The following is a 17,797-nucleotide window of genomic DNA, read 5'->3' on the forward strand; positions in this document are numbered from 1 at the left end:
TGATCACAAACATCCGCGCCGATAGCGCAAGCAGGTTGATTCGCGCGCCGCGGTCAGTTCAGGAGCAGCATGTAAAGCCCCGCCTGGCCCTGAAAGCCGTTCAGGAACCGGTCCCAGTTGTCGCGCCCGACGGTCAGGCCGGGGCGGGCATAGGGCAGGGCGGCGGTGCCCTGGACCCAGTCCGCCACATCGACCGGGCGCGGATCGTCCAGCCACATCGCCAGGTCGACCCCATGTCCGGGGGCAAAGCGCCAGAAGGGGATCAGCATCCGGCCGGCCAGTGCCTGGTCGACCTCGTCCAGGATCGCCAGCCACATCGACCCCGTCTCCGGCGGCAGGGCAAAGCCAAGCGCCGCCTGCTGGGCATCGTTGGGAATCCATTCGCGGTCGTCGTCGGTCTCCTGCGCGACCTCGGTCCAGAAGACGCGGTTGGCGGCGACCATCGCCCGCAGATGATCCCCCGCGGCGCGGGTCAGCGCAGGGTCGGGCTGGCGGCGCAGCGTCTGGATCACCACCGCCACCCGGTCCACGATCGGGCCGAAGGCGCGGGCCTGTATGTCGAAATTGGGCGCGCGGGCCATCTGGCCGGGCGGTTGGGCAAACTGTTCGGCCAGCGCCGCATCCAGCGCGATCCGCTGCGCCAGCGCGGGTTCGGGATCGAAGGCCAGGATCAGCGTCGCCACCCCGTCGATCAGATGCGTATAGGCACGCAGCCAATGGATGTCGGCGGTGTCGAACCGCACCACAGCTAGGCCTTCGGGCAAAGGCAGGCCCGACAGCGCCGCCAGATCCTCGGCCGGACCGCGCGTGCCGTCGCCGTCGACGTCCAGCCACAGGTCGCGCACGTCCAGGGTCAGCGTCGCGGGGCCGTCGGGCAGGGCGTCGCGGGTGTCCTGCATGGCCTGCGATAGGTCGCGCATCATCGCGGTGACGAAATCGGCCGTCATCGGTTGCGGATCGGGGTTCGGCGGCAGCGTCGCCCCTAGCAGCGGCAGGGGCACCAGCGGGTCCGTCGCGCCGATCCGGTGGCGGGCCTGGAACGCGGCCTCGACCCCGCCCAGGAACCGTGTCGCGGCGATGGCCAGGTCGCGGTCGGCCGAGGGCGCCTGCGCCAGCAGCTGCGTTCGTGCCCCCATCAGGCCCCGGTCCGCGATCAGCGCCGACGTCTCCTGCGCCAGGGCGGGCGCGGCAAGCAGCGACAGGACAGCAAGAAGGCAGCGCATGGCACACCTGAAACGGGAAACGGCGCGCCGATCATGGCGCGCCGTTCCGGGATTTCGCAAGCGAAGATCAGGCCAGCGAGGAATCGATGCCCTTGCAGGCTTCGACCAGACCCTTCACGGCCTCGATCGACTTGTCCATCATCGCCTGTTCGTCGCGGTCCAGCTTGATGTCGATGATCTTTTCCACGCCGCCGGCGCCGATCACGGTCGGCACGCCGACATACATGCCCTTCAGGCCATAGGCACCGTCCACATGCGCCGCGCAGGGCAAGACGCGCTTCTGGTCTTTCAGATAGGCCTCGGCCATCTCGATGGCGCTGGTCGCGGGGGCATAGAACGCGCTGCCGGTCTTCAGCAGGCCCACGATCTCGGCGCCGCCGTCGCGGGTACGCTGAACGATGCCGTCCAGTTTCTCCTGCGTGGTCCAGCCCATCTTGACCAGGTCCGGCAGCGGGATGCCGGCCACGGTTGAATAGCGGGTCAGCGGCACCATCGTGTCGCCATGGCCGCCCAGCACGAAGGCCGTCACGTCACGCATCGACACGTTGAACTCCAGCGACAGGAAGTGCCGGAAGCGCGCCGAATCCAACACGCCGGCCATGCCGCAGACCTTGTTGTGGGGCAGGCCGCTGAACTCGCGCAGCGCCCAGACCATCGCGTCAAGCGGGTTGGTGATGCAGATCACAAAGGCGTCGGGGGCGTGCTTGGCGATGCCCTCGCCCACGGATTTCATGACCTTGAGGTTGATGCCCAAGAGGTCGTCGCGGCTCATGCCCGGCTTGCGCGGAACGCCCGCGGTCACGATGCAGACGTCGGCGCCGGCGATGTCGGCATAATCGTTGGCGCCCTTCATGCGGGCGTCGAATCCTTCGGACGGGCCCGATTGCGCGATGTCCAGCGCCTTGCCCTGCGGCGTGCCTTCCGAGATGTCGAACAGGACGACGTCGCCCAGTTCCTTCATCGCGGCCAGATGCGCCAGCGTGCCGCCGATCTGCCCCGCACCGATCAGTGCGATTTTGGGTCGGGCCATGGATAACCTCCGATTGGGTGGTGAAAAGTTGCGGCAGGGGTAAGCGGTCGCGCAAGGAATCGCAAGACGGTCCCACGGCCGGGTGGCATGGTTGTGCTAACACTTGTCTTCATCCCCGCCACGGGCCACAGATTGCACGTCGTGCAGGGAGAGGCCCATGCTGGAATTGTCGGGCGCGGGCTGGGCGCTGGCCGTGATCGCGGCGATCGCCGTGGGCCTGTCCAAGGGCGGGCTGGCGATGGTGGGCATCATCAGCGTGCCCCTGATGTCGCTGGTGATGTCGCCGGTGCAGGCGGCGGGGCTGCTGCTGCCGATCTACGTGGTGTCCGACGTGGGCGGGCTGATCGCGTTCCGCCGCAACCTGGACCGGCGCGTGCTGATGCTGGCGCTGCCCGGGGCGATGGCGGGAATCGCGGTGGGCTGGGCGACGGCCAGCGTCGTGCCGGTGCGGGGCGTCACGTTGATCGTGGGGGTCATCGGGTTGGGATTCGCGCTGAACGCGCTGATCCGGCCGGCACTGGACGCCGTGCCCCGGCCCGCGCGGGGCAGGGCGGCCACCATCTGGGGCGGGCTTGCGGGTTACACCAGCTTCGTCAGCCATGCGGGCGCGCCGCTGTGGCAGGTCTATGCCCAGCCTTTGCGTCTGTCGCCGCTGATCTATGCGGGCACGACGACCTGGTTCTTTGCCATCGGCAACTGGGTCAAGCTGATCCCCTATGCCGCCTTGGGCCAACTGTCGCCGGCGAACCTGGCCACGGCGGCGGTGCTGATGCCGGTGTCGCTGGCGGCGGTCTGGGTGGGGCTGCGGCTGGTGCGGATCATTCCACCCGCGCTGTTCTATCGGCTGATCACCTGGGGCCTGCTGGCGGTGTCGCTGCGGCTTATCTGGCAGGGGCTGGCGGGCTGATCGCCGCAGTGCGGCATTTTTCGCTTGCCATATATGGCGCAACGCGGCACCAAGGCGCAACATTGTTGCCCGGAGGTTTCTCATGGCTCGTCCCTACCGCTCGGTTCTGTACATCCCCGCTGCCAATGCCCGTGCGATGGAAAAGGCCCGCGGCCTTGCCGCCGACGCGATCATCTTTGACCTCGAGGATGCCGTGGCCCCTGATGCCAAGGCCACCGCGCGCGATGCGCTGGCCCAGGCCCTGACCCAGGATTACGGCCCCCGCGCGCGGATCGCGCGCATCAATGCGCTGTCCACGACATGGGGCGTGGACGATGCCAGCACCTGCGCCGGGCTGGACATCGATGCGGTGCTGGTCCCCAAGGTGGACGGCCCGGACGATCTGGACCGCGTGGCCGCGCTGATCCCCGACACGCCGCTCTGGGCGATGATGGAGACGCCCCTGGGCATGCTGAACGCCGCCGCCATCGCGGCGCATCCGCGGCTGGCGGGGATGGTGATGGGCACGAACGACCTGGCCAAGGATCTGGGCAGCCGCTTTCGCGCCGACCGCCTGCCGATGATGGCCGGGCTGGGGCTGTGCCTGCTGGCGGCCAAGGCGCATGGGGTGGTGATCGTCGACGGCGTCTTCAACGCCTTCAAGGACGATGACGGCCTGCGCGCGGAATGCGAACAGGGCCGCGACATGGGGTTCGACGGCAAGACCCTGATCCACCCCGCCCAGCTGGAGATCGCCAACGCAGCCTTCGCGCCCACCGAGGCGGAGGTCGCCCTGGCCCGCCGCCAGATCGAGGCCTTTGATGCAGCCACCGCGCAGGGGCAGGGTGTGGCCGTCGTCGATGGCCGCATCGTCGAGAACCTGCACGTCGCCACCGCGCGCCAGACGCTGGACCGTGCGCAGGCGATTGCGGCCATGGCGCAATAAGGGCAGTCTGCGCGCCACAAGCTCCAGCAAGAGGAAAGCCAGATGCTGATCCTGATCCTAGGCGTGGCCCTGTGGTGGGCGGCGCATCTTTACAAGCGGGTGGCCCCCGCCAGCCGCGCCTCGATGGGCGAGCGGGGCAAGGGCATGGTCACGGGCCTGTTGGTCCTGTCGATCATCCTGATGGTCATCGGCTATCGCGGGGCCGAGGGCGCGTTCTTCTGGGGGCCGAACCCGGCACTGGTGGGAATCAACAACCTGCTGGTCCTGGTGGCCCTCTATCTGTTCGCGGCCAGCGGCATGAAGACCCGCGTGACCGCGATGACGCGCCACCCGATGCTGTGGGGCTTTGCCCTGTGGGCGGCGGCGCATCTGCTGGTGAACGGCGACACGCCGTCCTTCATCCTGTTCGGCGGCCTCTTGGCCTGGTCCTTCGTCGAGATGGTGGCGATCAACCGCGCCAGCCCCTGGGTCCGCCCGACCGGACCCTTCCCCGCCCGCAAGGAGGCGATGGCCGCCGTCGGCGCCGTCATCGTCATGATCGTGATCGGCCTGATCCACGGCTGGATCGGCCCCTGGCCCTTCGGAGGAGCCTGACATGCCCCTGATCTATCGCTGCATCACCGACGACGACACGTCCAAGTTCTGCCACCGCGTCAGCGAGGCCCTGTCCAAGGGCTGGTCGTTGCACGGCAGCCCGTCCATGGCCCATGACCCGATCAAGGGCGTGATGCGCATGGGGCAGGCCGTCACCAAGGAGATCGAGGCCGAATACCACCCCGACATGAAGCTGGGACAGCAATGACCAAGACCAATCCCGGCCGGTTCTTCGAGGATTACACCGTCGGCCAGACCATCCGCCACGCCGTGCCCCGCACCGTGGCGGAAGGCGAACGGGCGCTGTACCACGCGCTGTATCCGGCGCGGCACGCGCTGTATTCGTCGGACGAATTCGCGATCACCTGTGGTTTGGACGGCAGCCCGCTGGACGATCTGCTGGCCTTTCACACGGTCTTCGGCAAGACGGTGCCCGATGTCAGCCTGAACGCGGTGGCCAATCTGGGATACGCCCAAGGGCGCTGGCTGCGGCCGGTCTGGCCCGGCGACACGCTGCGCGCCGAAAGCCAGGTGATCGGCCTGCGGCAGAACTCCAACGGCCAGTCGGGCGTGGTCTGGGTGCGGACCCAGGGCCTGAACCAGGTCGAGGAGGTCGTGCTGGACTATGTCCGGTGGGTCATGGTCCGCAAGCGCGACCCCCAGTCCCCCGCGCCCGAGGCGGTGGTTCCCGATCTGGCCGACAGCGTCGATCCAGCCGACCTGATCGTGCCGGAAGGGTTGAGCTTTGCCGAATACGACTTTGATCTGGCAGGGGAACGGCACCGGTGGGGCGATTATGCCGTGGGCGAGGTCATCGACCATGTCGACACCGTCACCATCGAGGAGGCCGAGCACATGCTGGCCACCCGCCTGTGGCAGAACACGGCCAAGGTGCATTTCGACGCCACGCATCGTCCCGACGGGCGGCGGCTGATCTATGGCGGCCATGTCATCAGCCTGGCGCGCGCGCTGTCCTTCAACGGGTTGGCCAACGCGCAGATGATCGTGGCGCTGAACGCCGGCGCGCATGCCAATCCGTGCTTCGCCGGCGATACGGTGCGCGCCTGGTCCCAGGTCCTGGACCGTGCGCCGACGGATGCGCCGGGCGTCGGCGCGATCCGCCTGCGGCTGGTCGCGACGCGGAACGGCGCGCTGGCCGGCACGCTGCGCGACGATCAGGGCAAGTATCTGCCGGACGTGCTGCTGGATCTGGACTATTGGGCGCTGATGCCGGTGTGACGGCGCGTCGAGTCGCGACGTTTCGATGTCCGCCGCTAACGGCGGGAAACCTGTGATCACAGCCGCCGCGCCTGTGATCACAAAGCCCCATTTCCGCGTCATTTGCGCGCGCGGGGTGGTATCTGCGGATGACAGATGGCATCTGTAGCGTCAAGAACGGCACCAATCGCCAGCCCGCGCGGCCAGCCCGGTCCCTTCCGGGCCCCTGCGACGGGACAAGCTGAACCGACAAAGGAGGGCCGCCGATGGCCGACGTGAACCGGGGCAACCGGCCCCTTTCCCCCCATCTTCAGGTCTATCGCCTGCCGATCCCCGCGGTCACCTCGATCCTGACGCGCATCACCGGGCACGCGCTGTCGGCGGGCATCCTGCTGCTGGTCTGGTGGCTGGTCGCCGCGGTTAGCAGCCCCGGCGCCTTCGCCACGGCCGATTGGGTCCTGCGGTCCTGGCTGGGCTTCCTGATCATGACCGGCTCGACCTGGGCGCTGTGGTTCCATGCCCTGTCGGGCGTGCGTCACCTGTTCTACGACAACGGCCTGGGCCTTGAGATCGACGAGGCCAAGCGCGGCTCCTGGGCCATCATCATCGGTTCGGTCGCGCTGACCGTGCTGAGCCTGATCATCTTCTTCATCGGCTGAGGGCATCATGCGTTACATCACCCCCCGCAAGGCCGCCCAGGGTCTGGGCTCTGCCCGCGCCGGCACCGCGCATCACTGGAACATCACGATGAGCAGCTATGCGCTGATCGTGCTGACGCCCTTGTTCCTGATCGCCGTGGGCGGCGCCATCGGCCTGCCCCAGGATCAGGTCGTGGCCCATTTCGGCCGACCCTTTCCCGGCATCATCACCGCGCTGTTCGTCATCGTGGGCATGATCCATTTCATCAGGGGCTCTCAGGGCGGGGCGATCGCGGACTATGTCCACGGCACCGCCCAGCAACTGACGATGGTCGCCATCGCGATCTTTGGCTGGGGCGTGATCGCCGCCGCCATCTTTGCGCTGGCCAAGATGGCCTTCACCCTTCCCGCGATCTGAGGACGACATGGCAGCTTACGAAACAATCGTTCATGACTATGACGTGGTCGTCGTCGGGGCCGGCGGCGCGGGTCTGCGCGCGACGCTCGGCATGGCCGAACAGGGGCTGCGCACGGCTTGCGTGACCAAGGTGTTCCCGACGCGGTCGCATACCGTGGCGGCTCAGGGCGGCATCGCCGCGTCGCTGTCCAACATGGGCCCCGACAGCTGGCAGTGGCACATGTACGACACCGTCAAGGGGTCGGACTGGCTGGGCGACACCGACGCCATGGAATACCTGGCGCGCGAGGCCCCCAAGGCCGTCTACGAACTTGAGCATTACGGCGTTCCGTTCAGCCGGACCGAGGACGGGCGCATTTATCAGCGCCCCTTCGGCGGTCACACCACCGAATACGGCGAAGGCCCCCCGGTCCAGCGCACCTGCGCCGCGGCCGACCGCACCGGCCACGCCATCCTGCACACCCTGTACGGCCAGTCGCTGAAGAACAACGCGGAGTTCTTCATCGAATATTTCGCGCTGGACCTGATCATCACCGATGGCCGCTGCACCGGCGTCGTCTGCTGGAAGCTGGACGACGGCACGATGCACGTCTTCAACGCCAAGATGGTGGTGCTGGCGACCGGCGGCTATGGCCGTGCCTATTTCAGCGCGACCAGCGCCCATACCTGCACCGGCGACGGTGGCGGAATGGTCGCCCGCGCGGGCCTGCCGCTGCAGGACATGGAATTCGTGCAGTTCCACCCGACCGGCATCTATGGCTCGGGCTGCCTGATCACCGAAGGCGCGCGGGGCGAAGGCGGTTACCTGACGAACTCGGCAGGCGAGCGGTTCATGGAGCGCTATGCGCCCACTTACAAGGACCTGGCCAGCCGCGACGTCGTCAGCCGCTGCATGACGATGGAGATCCGCGAAGGTCGCGGCGTCGGTCCCGACAAGGACCACATCTTCCTGAACCTGATGCACCTGCCGCCGGAGACGCTGGACCTGCGCCTGCCCGGCATCAGTGAAAGCGCCAAGATCTTTGCCGGTGTCGATCTGACCCGTGCGCCGATCCCGGTCCTGCCGACGGTTCACTACAACATGGGTGGAATTCCCACGAACTATTGGGGCGAAGTCCTTGCGCCGACGGAAGAAAATCCCGATGCGATCTTCCCCGGCCTGATGGCCGTGGGCGAGGCTGGCTGTGCGTCGGTGCATGGTGCGAACCGTCTTGGGTCGAACAGCCTGATCGACCTGGTGGTGTTCGGCCGCGCCGCCGCGATCCGCGCCGGCGAGGTCGTGGACCGTGCCGGTGCCGTTCCCGCAACCAACAAGGCCGAGGTCGACCGCGCGCTGGACCGTTTCGACGGGCTGCGCCATGCCAAAGGCACCATGGCCACCGCGGAGCTGCGCGACCAGATGCAGCGCACGATGCAGCTGGATGCTGCCGTCTTCCGCACCGACAAGACCCTGGCCGAGGGCGTGGTCAAGATGGAGGGCATCGCGGGCAAGATGGATGACATCAAGGTTACCGATCGCGGATTGATCTGGAACACGGACCTGATGGAAACGTTGGAGCTGACGAACCTGATGCCCAACGCCCTGACAACGATCGTCGCGGCCGAGGCCCGCAAGGAGAGCCGCGGCGCCCATGCGCACGAGGATTACCCTGAGCGGGATGACGCCAACTGGCGCAAGCATTCGCTTGCCTGGGTCGATGGGAACAAGGTTAAACTGGCCTACCGCCCCGTCCACCTGGAGCCGTTGACCACGGCCGAGGAAGGCGGGATCGACCTGCAAAAGATCGCTCCGAAGAAAAGGGTTTACTGATGCGCTTCAATCTCATCGCCGCTTTCGGCATTGCCGCCGCCACCCTGGCGGGCTGCGTCGCCCCGGTCCCCATGACCGGCCCCGCCGTGCCGACCGCCCCCGGCGTCGCGCCCGCGCCGACCGTGCTGGACGCGGCGTCGCGCCAGATCGCCCGCAACGTCGTCGACAGCGAGATGCAGCGCCGCCTGCCGGGCGTCAACGTCACGCCCTATACCGACTGCGTGGTCAACAACGCCTCGACCGCCGAGCTGATCGACATCGCGCAGATGTCGCGTTCGGGCGTGACCGGCACCGCCGACAGCGTGGCCGCGATCGTGTCGCGTCCGGCGACGACGCAGTGCATCGCCGCCGCGGCGCGCACGGCGTGATCTGATGATCGCGCGGGCAATCTTCGTGGGTCTGCTGCCTGTGGTGGCGGCCTGCGGTCCGGTCCCGGTGGACCAGGCCGAACGAAGCTGCCTGCGCGACGCCGAAATGGCCGAACGCCCCCGCGGCAGCATCGCGATGGGCGTCGGCTCGGGGTCGGGGGGAACGCGCGGCTTCGGCAGCGTCGAGCTGGAGATCAGCAGCGACTACATCCGCGGCCGCGATCCGTCCGACGTCTTCAACCGCTGCGTCCAGCGCCGGTCGGGCCAGATGCCCGAGCGCGCGCTGGCCGACCAGCCCGGCTGGCGGGGGACGCGGTGAGCCGTCCGCTGTTCCTGCATGTCGGCGTCCAGAAGACCGGCACCACCAGCCTGCAGCGGTTCCTGCGCCGTTCGGCCCCGGCGCTGGCGGACGCGGTCGTGATCCGCACGCCCGAGGAGGGGACGCCGATGCGTCCGCTTGGACGTGCGGCCATCGCATGCAGCCTTGCACCCGACGATGATCACCGCGCCACGCTGGTCGCGGCATTCGAGACGGTGCTGGACGGTCTGCCGGACGACGACCGCCCGGTGATCCTGTCCCATGAGAATCTGGCCGGTGCGATGCCCGGCAACGGCGGAGAGACCCGTCTGTTCCCGGCACTGCCCGCGATGCTGGCGACGCTGGTGCAGGTCGCGGCCGATCGCGGCTTTGCTCCGCATGTCGTGATCTATACCCGTCGGATGACGGCGTGGCTTCCATCGGTCTGGGCGCAGGCCGTGCGCACCGACGGCTATGCCTTGACGCTGCCCGAATTCCGCGCGCAGACGTCCGAACTGCCCGGATGGGGCGACCTGCTGTGGCGGTTGGACGACGCGCTGTCGACTGTTCCCGTTACCCGGCTGCGGCTTGAGGACGAGGCGGACGCCGATCGTCCCGGCCGTCAGCTGCTGTCGCTGGCGGGCGTCCCTGACGCGCGTTTGGACGCATTGCCGCCGCTGGAATCCCGCGCGATGGAGCGTCTGACGCCCGGCGCCACCGAATTCCTGCGCCGCCTGAACGGGCTGGCGCTGAACCCTCATGCCCGCGACCGGGTGGCCGATCTGGTGGCCCGGTCGCAACCCCTGTTTGCGGCCCATGTGCCGTCCGAAGGCACTCTCTGAAAGGAGCTACCCATGGTCCAGTTCACCCTGCCCAAGAACAGTCAGATCCGCGTCGGCAAGACTTGGCCCAAGCCCGAGGGCGCAACCAACGTCAAGAAGTTCAAGATCTACCGGTGGGACCCCGAGACTGGCGAGAATCCGCGTCTGGACACGTATTTCGTCGATCTGGACAAGTGCGGGCCGATGATGCTGGACGCCCTGATCAAGATCAAGGCAGAGATCGACCCGACCCTGTCCTTCCGCCGGTCCTGCCGCGAGGGGATCTGCGGGTCCTGCGCGATGGTGATCGACGGCGGCAACAAGCTGGCCTGCATCTTCGGCATCGACGAGGTCAAGGGCGACGTCGCGATCTATCCGTTGCCGCACATGCCGGTGGTCAAGGACCTGGTGCCGGACCTGACGCATTTCTATGCGCAGCACGCGTCCGTGAACCCCTACCTGCAGACCAAGACGCCGACCCCCGGCAAGGAGTGGAAGCAGTCGATTGAGGACCGCAAGAAGCTGGACGGTCTGTACGAGTGCATCCTGTGCGCCTCCTGTTCGACGGCCTGCCCGTCCTATTGGTGGAACGGCGATCGGTACCTGGGGCCGGCCGCGCTGCTGCACGCCTATCGCTGGATCATCGACTCGCGCGATGAAGCCACGGGCGAGCGTCTGGACGAGCTGGAGGATCCCTTCAAGCTGTACCGCTGCCACACGATCATGAACTGCACCAACACCTGCCCCAAGGGGTTGAACCCCGCCAAGGCCATCGCGTCGATCAAGCACATGATGGTGGAACGCGCGGTCTGACTGCGTCCCGCGACGGCGGGCGGGGGGCCAGCCCCCCGCACCCCCCGCCGAGGGGACGTGCCGTCCCGTCGGGCTCCCCTGCGGCAGGGCGGACATACAAAGACGGCCCGGAGAGCAATCTCCGGGCCGTTTTCGTTTGGTGGGGCTTTAGCCTTCGATGCGGGTGAAGTCGGCGATCTGGCGACCGGCTTCGCGGATGCGGGACAGCAGGTTCAGGCGGTTGCGCCGGACGATCTGGCTGCCGGTGTTGACCTGCACGGCCTCGAAGAACGCGTCGATCGGCGTGCGCAGGGCTGCGATGGCGGTCATGGCTGCGGGGAAGTCCTGCCTGGCCATCGCGTGGCGGATCGCCGGTTCGGCGGTGTCCAACGCAGTGAAGAGGGCGCGTTCCTGGTCCGTCTCGGCGAACTTGACGTCGGCGCCGAAGCTGTATTCGACGCCGTCCTTCTCCTCGGCCTGCGCCAGGATGTTTCCGGCGCGTTTCAGGCCTTGGGTCAGGTTCTTGCCGTCCTCTGTCGCCAGCATGGCATTCAGCGCGGTGGCGCGGTTCACCACCTGCACGAGGTCGTCGCTGCCCTCCTGCGCCAGCACCGCGTCGATGATGTCGTGGCGGATGCCCTGATCTCGCAGATAGACCTTGAGGCGGTCGTGGAGGAAGGACAGGAGGTCAGCACTATCCTCATCAAAGACCGAATAAGAATCCTTGTGCTTTAGGCGCGTCCCGTCCGACAGGCTCCAGAAATCATCCAGCGGTATTCGCGTGGTTTCTTTCCTCAAGAGGGTGGGCAGCTTCTCTTTGGCTAGCAGCCTAAGCGCCGCAACAGCATTTTCTCGTTCGGTTTGAGTAGACGTAGCCAGTCCAAGACTATTCAGGACTTCCTCATAGTGCTTGGCGCCGGCATCCATCTCCAACCCAATTTGACGTTGGTAGAATGGTGCAAGAGCCAACTCAAACAGGGGAACCAGATTGATTTGCCAGTTTCCTGCATTGATGAGGCGGATGACTCCTAATGCTCCTCGCCGGAGTGCATAGGGGTCCTTTGAACCAGTCGGCTTCTCCGCGATAAACCAGAAACCCGCCAGCGTGTCGATCTTGTCGGCTAGCGCCACGGCGACCGAGACGGGCGCGGTCGGAACCGCGTCGGAGGGACCAAGGGGCGAATAGTGGTCGCGGGCGGCGTCGGCGACGGCCTCGGGTTCGCCGGCCTCCAGCGCGTAGTAGCGGCCCATCGTGCCCTGCAGTTCGGGGAACTCTCCGACCATGGCCGAGCGCAGGTCCAGCTTGGCCAGGCGCGCGGCGCGTTCGGCCTGATCGGGATCGGCGCCGACCAAGGGAGCGATTTCGCGGGCCAGGGCCGCGATGCGTTCGATCCGGTCGGCCTGCGAGCCGAGCTTGTTGTGGAAGGTGACCGAGGACAGGCCCGCGGCCCAGGCCACCATGCCCGATTTCGCCTCGCGCAGGTCGTTTTCCCAAAAGAAGGCCGCGTCCGACAGGCGCGCGGCCAGGACGCGCTGGTTGCCGGCCAGGATCGTCGCGCCGTCGTCGGGCGTCTGGATGTTGGCGACGGTCACGAACCCTTCGATCCGGCCCGTTGACGGATTGCGGGCCGAGAAGAACTTCTGATGCTCCTTCATCGAGGTCTGCAGCACCTCGGGGGGCAGGGCCAGGAAGCGGTCCTCGATCACGCCCATCAGGGGCACGGGCCATTCGACCAGGCCCGCGACTTCGGCCAGCAGGGCGTCGTCGGGGACGATCTGCCAGCCGCGGGCAAAGGCCAGGTTGTCGGCCTGCGACCGGATCTCGGCGGCGCGCTCCTGGGTGTCCAGCATCACGCGGGCGCGGCGCAGCTTGGCGGCATAGTCGTCAAAGCCGCTGACCGTGAACGCGTCTGGCGCCATGAATCGGTGGCCGCGGGTGGTGTTGCCCGCCGCGATGCCGTCGACGGTCAGCGGCACGACGGTCGCGCCGGCCTCGTCCGACAGGATGCACAGGATCGAATGCAGCGGGCGCACCCACCGCAGGCCGCCCGTCCCCCACCGCATGGATTTGGGCCAGGGGAAATTGCGGATCGTCGCCTCCAGCACCTCGGCCACGATGTCTGCGGCGGGGCGGCCGGGCTTGGTGACGGTGGCGTACCAGACCTGTCCCTTCTTGTCGTCGCGGGCCTGCAGCTGGTCGCGGGTCAGCCCGGTGGAGCGCAAAAAGCCCTCCAGCGCGGCATCGGGGGCGTCGGTGCGGGGGCCCTTGCGGTCCTCATGCGTGGTGGGGCTGGCGGCGGTCAGGCCCTCGACCGCCAGAGCCAGGCGGCGCGGCGTGCTGAAGGCACCGGCGCTGGCATAGGTCAGGCCGGCCTGAACCAGGCCATCGGTCACCAGGCGCTTGAGGTCCTCACGCGCGCGGGCCTGCATGCGGGCGGGAATTTCCTCCGAGAAAAGCTCGATCAGCAGGTCGGGCATCAGTCCATCACTCCGCGTTCCGGGGTCTTGTCGTTGTATTGGTGCCAGCCGTAGACGCGGCCGTCGGGATAGATCGCCAGCACGCGGTCCACGTCGGGGCGGATCTCGCTGACCGACAGCACGGCGCGGGCGGCGCCGCTTTCCAGGTCGCCGCCGATCCGCGCCGCGTCGAAGCAGGCGAACCAGCCGGGCGCGTTCAGGGGCGTGGCGCCGTCGAAGGGCAGGGCGTCGGTGGGAACCGTGTCCACCGTGGCGCAGGCCCGCCAGCGCAGCGGGCTGCTGTCGGCATCGATCCCCTCGAACCCGGTCAGGGTCAGGGGTCGTTCGCCGGCGGGGGTGGTCACCGCAATGGCGGCATCGAGGCCGGTCGGGTCGATCGGGTCATAGTACAGGTATTCCTGCGCGTACCACATGCCCGCGCCCGCGGCGATGGTGCTGCCCAGCAGGGCCAGCGCCGCGACCTTGCCCCAGTTCACGCGGGCGACCCCGCCGCATCGGTGGTCAGGAACAGATCGGCGCAGCCCTTGGCCAGCGCCCGAACCCGGCCGATATAGGCCTGGCGTTCCGTGACCGAGATCACGCCGCGCGCGTCCAGCAGGTTGAACAGGTGGCTGGCCTTGATCGCCTGGTCATAGGCGGGATGCGCCATCGGGATGGTGCGGCCCGCGCCGTCGGTGCGGTCGGCGGCCAGGATGCGGGCGCATTCAGCCTCGGCGTCCTTGAAATGCTGGAACAGCATGTCCGTGTCGGCCTGGTCGAAGTTCCAGCGCGAGTATTCCTGTTCGGTCTGGCGGAAGATGTCGCCATAGGTCAGCGCGATCGGGCTGTCCGGGTCGTTGAAGGGCATGTCCATCACGTGTTCCGCGCCCAGCACGTACATGGCCAGGCGTTCCAGGCCATAGGTCAGCTCTCCGGAGACGGGGCGGCAGTCATGACCGCCGACCTGCTGGAAATAGGTGAACTGGCTGACCTCCATGCCGTCGCACCAGACCTCCCAGCCCAGGCCCCATGCGCCGAGCGTAGGCGATTCCCAGTCATCCTCGACGAAGCGGACGTCATGGACCATCGGGTCCAGGCCGATGGCGCGCAGGCTGCCCAGATACAGCTCCTGCAGGTCGGGGGGCGACGGTTTGATGATGACCTGGAACTGATAGTAGTGCTGCAGGCGGTTGGGGTTCTCTCCGTACCGGCCATCGGTGGGGCGGCGCGACGGCTGGACATAGGCCGCGGCCCAGGCCCGCGATCCAAGAGAGCGCAGCGTGGTCCCGGGGTGGAACGTCCCGGCGCCCACCTCCATGTCATAGGGCTGCAGGACGGCGCAGCCCTGGCCTGCCCAATAGGTCTGCAGCGCCAAGATGATCTCCTGGAAACTGCGGGGTCGGTTGGGGCTGGTCATCGGGCCATCCTTTTGCGTAGATCGGGCAAGGCGTCTTCTAGGCGCGCGATGCAACAGGGTCAATGAAGGCCCGACGGCGGGGGGACACCCGCGACAGGATGGACAGGATGACGACGCCTTTGCGCTTGGTGATGGGATTGGTCCTGGCGGGGGCGCTGCCCGGTGCGGCGCTGGCCCAGGGCGCGGTGATCCGTCTGGAGGCCAAACGCGATCCCCAGGCGGCGGCGCTGGCGGCGCAGGGATGGGCCGACCGGTTCGACGGGGTCGTGACGCTGGCCCTGCCGGGCGGCTGGACGGGGATCGCCATCGGACCGCTGCCCGAGGATCGCGCCGGGCCCCTGCTGGAGCGGCTGAAGCAGGCCGGCAAGGTGCCCCAGGACGCGTTCGTCAGCACGCCCGCGCCGGGGACCGCGCTGGTGCCGGTGGGCGATACTTCGGCGACGGCCCCGGCTGTGGTGGCCCCGCCGCCCCCCGACGCCTATCTGCGGCTGGAATCGGTTCAGGCCGAACCCGAGGCCCGCGCCGCGCTGGCGCGGATCCGGGCCGATTTCCCCGAGGCCGGGCTGTGGCGCCTGCCCGACGGGTGGTTCGCGGTGGCGCTTGGCCCGGTGGCCGACGATGCGGCCGCCGCCTGGCTGCCGGTGCTGGCCAAGGCCGACATGATCCCGGACGACGCCATGCTGGCCCGCGCCGCCGATCTGGGCGAGGCGCTGGACGCGGGCCAGGCCCCGGACCTGCCCGCGCCCGGCGCGCCCGAACCCCTGCCGCCGCTGGACCAGGTCCAGCGCGCGTTGCGGTGGGCGGGGCATTACGACGGCCAGATCGACGGCAAGGACGGTCCCCGCACCCGCGCCGCGATCCAGGCCGAGATCACGCAGACCCGCGCCTCGACCGATCCGGGCACGGCGCTGCGGCTGCTGGCGGAACGCCGTGCGGCTTGGGCCGACGCGCAGGGGCTGGCACCGCTGGTCGACGCGGCGACCGGGCTGACGGTCACCGCCCCCCTGCGCGCGCTGACCTTCGACCGGGCCGAACGGGCGCTGTCGATCTATGGTCCGAAGGACGGATCGGGCGCGGCGCTTATCCTGTTCAGCCAGCCGGGTGGCCAGCAGGAGCTGCTGGATCTGGCCGGTCTGGTCACGGCGCTTGGCTGGGTGCCCCGGCCCGACCGCGTGGTCAAGCCGGGCCACGTGACCCTGCATGGCGCGAATGACGCCCATATCGGTGCCGCCGAAGGCTGGGTCCGCGATGGCCGGGCCGAAGGCTTCGTGCTGATCTGGCCGGCGTCGGACGCGGAAACCCAGACCCGCCTGCAGGCGGAACTGAGCGACAGCCTGACGCGCCACGGTCCCGGCGCGAATGCCGGCGCCGCGCCCACCGCGCTGCCCTAGTCGCGCCAGAACCGCGGCAGCAGCAGGACCAGGACCGACACCAGCTCCAGCCGGCCCAGGAACATTCCCACGGTCATCAGCCACTTGGCCGAGGTCGGAAATTCCGCGATCGAGCCGTTGCGCGTCACCTCGGGGCCCCAGACGGGGCCGATATTCGCGATGGCGGTCCAGGCGGCGGTCAGCGCGGTGCGCGGGTGCAGGCCGGTCAGCGACAGCCCCACGATCAGCAGGCCGAAGGTTAGGAAGAACAGCGTGAAGAACGCCATGACCGAATCGACCACGTCCTGTTCCAGCGGCTGGCCGTCATAGCGCAGCGGATAGACGCGGTGGGGCGAATGCATCCGGCGGATCTGGGCGCGCACGGCCTCGAACAGGACCAGATAGCGGAAGACCTTGACCGAACAGCCGGTCGATCCGGTGCAGCCGCCGATCAGCCCGCAGATCACCAGGATCATCAGCGGCAGATGGCCCCACTGCGTCACGTCGGTGGAGGCGAAGCCGGTCCCCGAGAAGGTCGAGATGACGTTGAACACGGTCTCCCGCAGCATCTCCTCGGGGTGGCCGGTCTGGCCCAGCCACAGGACGCGGTACAGCAGGATGATCACGCAGGCATAGCCGATCCAGCGCAGATAGGCGCGCACCTGGATGTCGCGCCACAGCGGTTTCGCCTGGCCGCGCATCAGCTGGACCATGCGGATGAACGGGATCGACGCCAGCACCATGAAGACCGACGACGCCCATTCCGCAGGCCCCAGGAACGCCCCGAAGCTGGCGTCGTAATTCGAGAAGCCCCCGGTCGAGATCGTGCTGAACGCCTGGACGACGGCGTCGAACCCGGTCAGGCCCAGGATCAGATACGTGATGATGCAGGCCCCGGTCAGGATCAGGTACAGCTGCGTCATCTCGGTCGCGATCTGGCCGGCGCGGGGCAGGACCTTGCCAAGCGTGTCAAAGCCTTCCGACCGGAAGAACTGCATGCCGCCGACCTTCATTACCGGCAGGAAGACCATCGCCACGACGACGATCCCCAGGCCCCCGGCCCAGTGCAGGATCGCGCGCCACAGGTGGATGCCGCGCGCCAGCGAATCCAGCTGCGGCAGGACCGTGGTGCCGGTGGTCGTGAAGCCTGACATCGATTCGAACATCGCGTCGGTGAAGGTCGCGTTCGGCGCGCCCAGCATGAACGGCAGGGCGCCGAACAGGGGCAGGACCAGCCAGATCCCCGACGTCAGCAGGAACGCCTGATGCAGCGACAGGTGGTCATAGCGCCCGGCCGTCGCCACCGCGACGAAGACGCCCGCCGCCATGGTGATCACCGCCGATTGCAGGAACACCATCCAATGCGGGTCGCCATGCCACCAGTCGACCACCATCGGCGCCAGCATCATGCCACCGATCGCGGTCAGGATCTTGCCGATCGGATGGGCAACGGGACGGATGTCGATCATCGCTTCTGGTTGCCGCGCCCCCGCGCGCCCGTCAAGTGGCCG

The 17,797-nt window shown here is 68.0% G+C and carries 19 protein-coding genes; 13 read left to right on the forward strand and 6 right to left on the reverse strand.

All coding sequences use genetic code 11. The features are described from left to right. Positions 1–53: 53 nt before the first annotated feature. Together LZ686_RS08765 and mdh are read right to left on the reverse strand one after the other, a co-directional pair. Positions 54–1,223 (reverse strand): hypothetical protein, encoded by a 1,170-nt coding sequence (locus LZ686_RS08765; protein ID WP_349547537.1) that lies wholly within the window; start codon positions 1,221–1,223, stop codon positions 54–56. A gap of 67 nt (positions 1,224–1,290) precedes the next feature. Further along, complete coding sequence (mdh, locus tag LZ686_RS08770) at positions 1,291–2,253, reverse strand: malate dehydrogenase (RefSeq protein ID WP_045999436.1); 963 nt, start codon at positions 2,251–2,253, stop codon at positions 1,291–1,293. A gap of 166 nt (positions 2,254–2,419) precedes the next feature. Between mdh and LZ686_RS08775 the strand changes: the two genes are divergently transcribed. The 12 genes from LZ686_RS08775 to LZ686_RS08830 all read left to right on the forward strand — a co-directional run bounded on the left by LZ686_RS08775 (position 2,420) and on the right by LZ686_RS08830 (position 11,063). Continuing rightward, positions 2,420–3,160 (forward strand): sulfite exporter TauE/SafE family protein, encoded by a 741-nt coding sequence (locus tag LZ686_RS08775; protein ID WP_349547655.1) that lies wholly within the window; start codon positions 2,420–2,422, stop codon positions 3,158–3,160. Between the two features lie 82 nt (positions 3,161–3,242). Then, the gene (locus LZ686_RS08780) at positions 3,243–4,085 is read left to right on the forward strand and encodes an HpcH/HpaI aldolase/citrate lyase family protein (RefSeq protein WP_349547538.1); all 843 of its coding nucleotides are present in this window, start codon (positions 3,243–3,245) and stop codon (positions 4,083–4,085) included. Between the two features lie 42 nt (positions 4,086–4,127). Then, positions 4,128–4,679, forward strand: coding sequence for an NnrU family protein (locus LZ686_RS08785; RefSeq protein ID WP_349547539.1), 552 nt, complete (start codon positions 4,128–4,130; stop codon positions 4,677–4,679). Between the two features lies 1 nt (position 4,680). Then, positions 4,681–4,887, forward strand: a complete 207-nt coding sequence (locus LZ686_RS08790; RefSeq protein ID WP_045999432.1) for a DUF1737 domain-containing protein — start codon at positions 4,681–4,683, stop codon at positions 4,885–4,887. Continuing rightward, the gene (locus LZ686_RS08795; protein ID WP_349547540.1) at positions 4,884–5,918 is read left to right on the forward strand and encodes a MaoC family dehydratase; all 1,035 of its coding nucleotides are present in this window, start codon (positions 4,884–4,886) and stop codon (positions 5,916–5,918) included. Before LZ686_RS08790 ends, LZ686_RS08795 begins: the two co-directional genes overlap by 4 nt. A gap of 245 nt (positions 5,919–6,163) precedes the next feature. Further along, positions 6,164–6,556, forward strand: coding sequence for a succinate dehydrogenase, cytochrome b556 subunit (gene sdhC / locus LZ686_RS08800; protein ID WP_045999430.1), 393 nt, complete (start codon positions 6,164–6,166; stop codon positions 6,554–6,556). A gap of 7 nt (positions 6,557–6,563) precedes the next feature. Continuing rightward, positions 6,564–6,953 carry a succinate dehydrogenase, hydrophobic membrane anchor protein gene (locus tag LZ686_RS08805; RefSeq protein WP_349547541.1) on the forward strand — a complete coding sequence of 130 codons (390 nt, stop codon included), beginning with the start codon at positions 6,564–6,566 and terminating at the stop codon, positions 6,951–6,953. Between the two features lie 7 nt (positions 6,954–6,960). Then, positions 6,961–8,763 carry a succinate dehydrogenase flavoprotein subunit gene (gene sdhA, locus LZ686_RS08810; RefSeq protein WP_349547542.1) on the forward strand — a complete coding sequence of 601 codons (1,803 nt, stop codon included), beginning with the start codon at positions 6,961–6,963 and terminating at the stop codon, positions 8,761–8,763. Continuing rightward, positions 8,763–9,131 carry a hypothetical protein gene (locus LZ686_RS08815; protein WP_052715122.1) on the forward strand — a complete coding sequence of 123 codons (369 nt, stop codon included), beginning with the start codon at positions 8,763–8,765 and terminating at the stop codon, positions 9,129–9,131. Before sdhA ends, LZ686_RS08815 begins: the two co-directional genes overlap by 1 nt. Positions 9,132–9,135: 4 nt before the next feature. Then, complete coding sequence (locus tag LZ686_RS08820) at positions 9,136–9,450, forward strand: hypothetical protein (RefSeq protein WP_194885350.1); 315 nt, start codon at positions 9,136–9,138, stop codon at positions 9,448–9,450. Next, positions 9,447–10,271, forward strand: coding sequence for a hypothetical protein (locus LZ686_RS08825; protein ID WP_349547543.1), 825 nt, complete (start codon positions 9,447–9,449; stop codon positions 10,269–10,271). Before LZ686_RS08820 ends, LZ686_RS08825 begins: the two co-directional genes overlap by 4 nt. Positions 10,272–10,283: 12 nt before the next feature. Next, positions 10,284–11,063 carry a succinate dehydrogenase iron-sulfur subunit gene (locus LZ686_RS08830; protein WP_045999425.1) on the forward strand — a complete coding sequence of 260 codons (780 nt, stop codon included), beginning with the start codon at positions 10,284–10,286 and terminating at the stop codon, positions 11,061–11,063. Between the two features lie 147 nt (positions 11,064–11,210). Here LZ686_RS08830 and glyS read toward each other — a convergent pair whose 3' ends face one another. From glyS to LZ686_RS08845, 3 genes are read right to left on the reverse strand one after another with little or no spacing between them, the layout of a single operon-like run. Further along, positions 11,211–13,520 (reverse strand): glycine--tRNA ligase subunit beta, encoded by a 2,310-nt coding sequence (glyS, locus tag LZ686_RS08835; protein WP_349547544.1) that lies wholly within the window; start codon positions 13,518–13,520, stop codon positions 11,211–11,213. Next, positions 13,520–13,996: a DUF6446 family protein gene (locus LZ686_RS08840; RefSeq protein ID WP_349547545.1), complete on the reverse strand. Its 477-nt coding sequence runs from the start codon at positions 13,994–13,996 to the stop codon at positions 13,520–13,522. The genes glyS and LZ686_RS08840 overlap by 1 nt, the downstream gene beginning before the upstream one ends. Then, complete coding sequence (locus tag LZ686_RS08845) at positions 13,993–14,916, reverse strand: glycine--tRNA ligase subunit alpha (protein ID WP_045999422.1); 924 nt, start codon at positions 14,914–14,916, stop codon at positions 13,993–13,995. The genes LZ686_RS08840 and LZ686_RS08845 overlap by 4 nt, the downstream gene beginning before the upstream one ends. Before the next feature lie 107 nt (positions 14,917–15,023). Between LZ686_RS08845 and LZ686_RS08850 the strand changes: the two genes are divergently transcribed. Further along, positions 15,024–16,307, forward strand: a complete 1,284-nt coding sequence (locus LZ686_RS08850) for a peptidoglycan-binding domain-containing protein (RefSeq protein ID WP_349547546.1) — start codon at positions 15,024–15,026, stop codon at positions 16,305–16,307. Here the strand turns inward: LZ686_RS08850 and LZ686_RS08855 are convergent. Continuing rightward, entirely contained in the window at positions 16,304–17,755 is a 1,452-nt protein-coding gene (locus LZ686_RS08855; protein ID WP_139597451.1) for a TrkH family potassium uptake protein, read from the reverse strand. The two genes, LZ686_RS08850 and LZ686_RS08855, sit on opposite strands and share 4 nt — an antisense overlap. Between the last annotated feature and the right edge of the window lie 42 nt (positions 17,756–17,797).

Source organism: Paracoccus sp. NFXS7 (genome assembly GCF_040148865.1).
GTDB lineage: Bacteria > Pseudomonadota > Alphaproteobacteria > Rhodobacterales > Rhodobacteraceae > Paracoccus > Paracoccus marcusii.

What these genes read in the sequence shown, in the direction of transcription:
- LZ686_RS08765 (WP_349547537.1), bottom strand. Translation starts at nt 1,223, where the DNA reads ATGCGCTGCCTTCTTGCTGTCCTGTCGCTGCTTGCCGCGCCCGCCCTG.
- mdh (WP_045999436.1), bottom strand. Translation starts at nt 2,253, where the DNA reads ATGGCCCGACCCAAAATCGCACTGATCGGTGCGGGGCAGATCGGCGGC.
- LZ686_RS08780 (WP_349547538.1), top strand. Translation starts at nt 3,243, where the DNA reads ATGGCTCGTCCCTACCGCTCGGTTCTGTACATCCCCGCTGCCAATGCC.
- LZ686_RS08785 (WP_349547539.1), top strand. Translation starts at nt 4,128, where the DNA reads ATGCTGATCCTGATCCTAGGCGTGGCCCTGTGGTGGGCGGCGCATCTT.
- LZ686_RS08790 (WP_045999432.1), top strand. Translation starts at nt 4,681, where the DNA reads ATGCCCCTGATCTATCGCTGCATCACCGACGACGACACGTCCAAGTTC.
- LZ686_RS08795 (WP_349547540.1), top strand. Translation starts at nt 4,884, where the DNA reads ATGACCAAGACCAATCCCGGCCGGTTCTTCGAGGATTACACCGTCGGC.
- sdhC (WP_045999430.1), top strand. Translation starts at nt 6,164, where the DNA reads ATGGCCGACGTGAACCGGGGCAACCGGCCCCTTTCCCCCCATCTTCAG.
- LZ686_RS08805 (WP_349547541.1), top strand. Translation starts at nt 6,564, where the DNA reads ATGCGTTACATCACCCCCCGCAAGGCCGCCCAGGGTCTGGGCTCTGCC.
- sdhA (WP_349547542.1), top strand. Translation starts at nt 6,961, where the DNA reads ATGGCAGCTTACGAAACAATCGTTCATGACTATGACGTGGTCGTCGTC.
- LZ686_RS08815 (WP_052715122.1), top strand. Translation starts at nt 8,763, where the DNA reads ATGCGCTTCAATCTCATCGCCGCTTTCGGCATTGCCGCCGCCACCCTG.
- LZ686_RS08820 (WP_194885350.1), top strand. Translation starts at nt 9,136, where the DNA reads ATGATCGCGCGGGCAATCTTCGTGGGTCTGCTGCCTGTGGTGGCGGCC.
- LZ686_RS08830 (WP_045999425.1), top strand. Translation starts at nt 10,284, where the DNA reads ATGGTCCAGTTCACCCTGCCCAAGAACAGTCAGATCCGCGTCGGCAAG.
- glyS (WP_349547544.1), bottom strand. Translation starts at nt 13,520, where the DNA reads ATGCCCGACCTGCTGATCGAGCTTTTCTCGGAGGAAATTCCCGCCCGC.
- LZ686_RS08845 (WP_045999422.1), bottom strand. Translation starts at nt 14,916, where the DNA reads ATGACCAGCCCCAACCGACCCCGCAGTTTCCAGGAGATCATCTTGGCG.
- LZ686_RS08850 (WP_349547546.1), top strand. Translation starts at nt 15,024, where the DNA reads ATGACGACGCCTTTGCGCTTGGTGATGGGATTGGTCCTGGCGGGGGCG.
- LZ686_RS08855 (WP_139597451.1), bottom strand. Translation starts at nt 17,755, where the DNA reads ATGATCGACATCCGTCCCGTTGCCCATCCGATCGGCAAGATCCTGACC.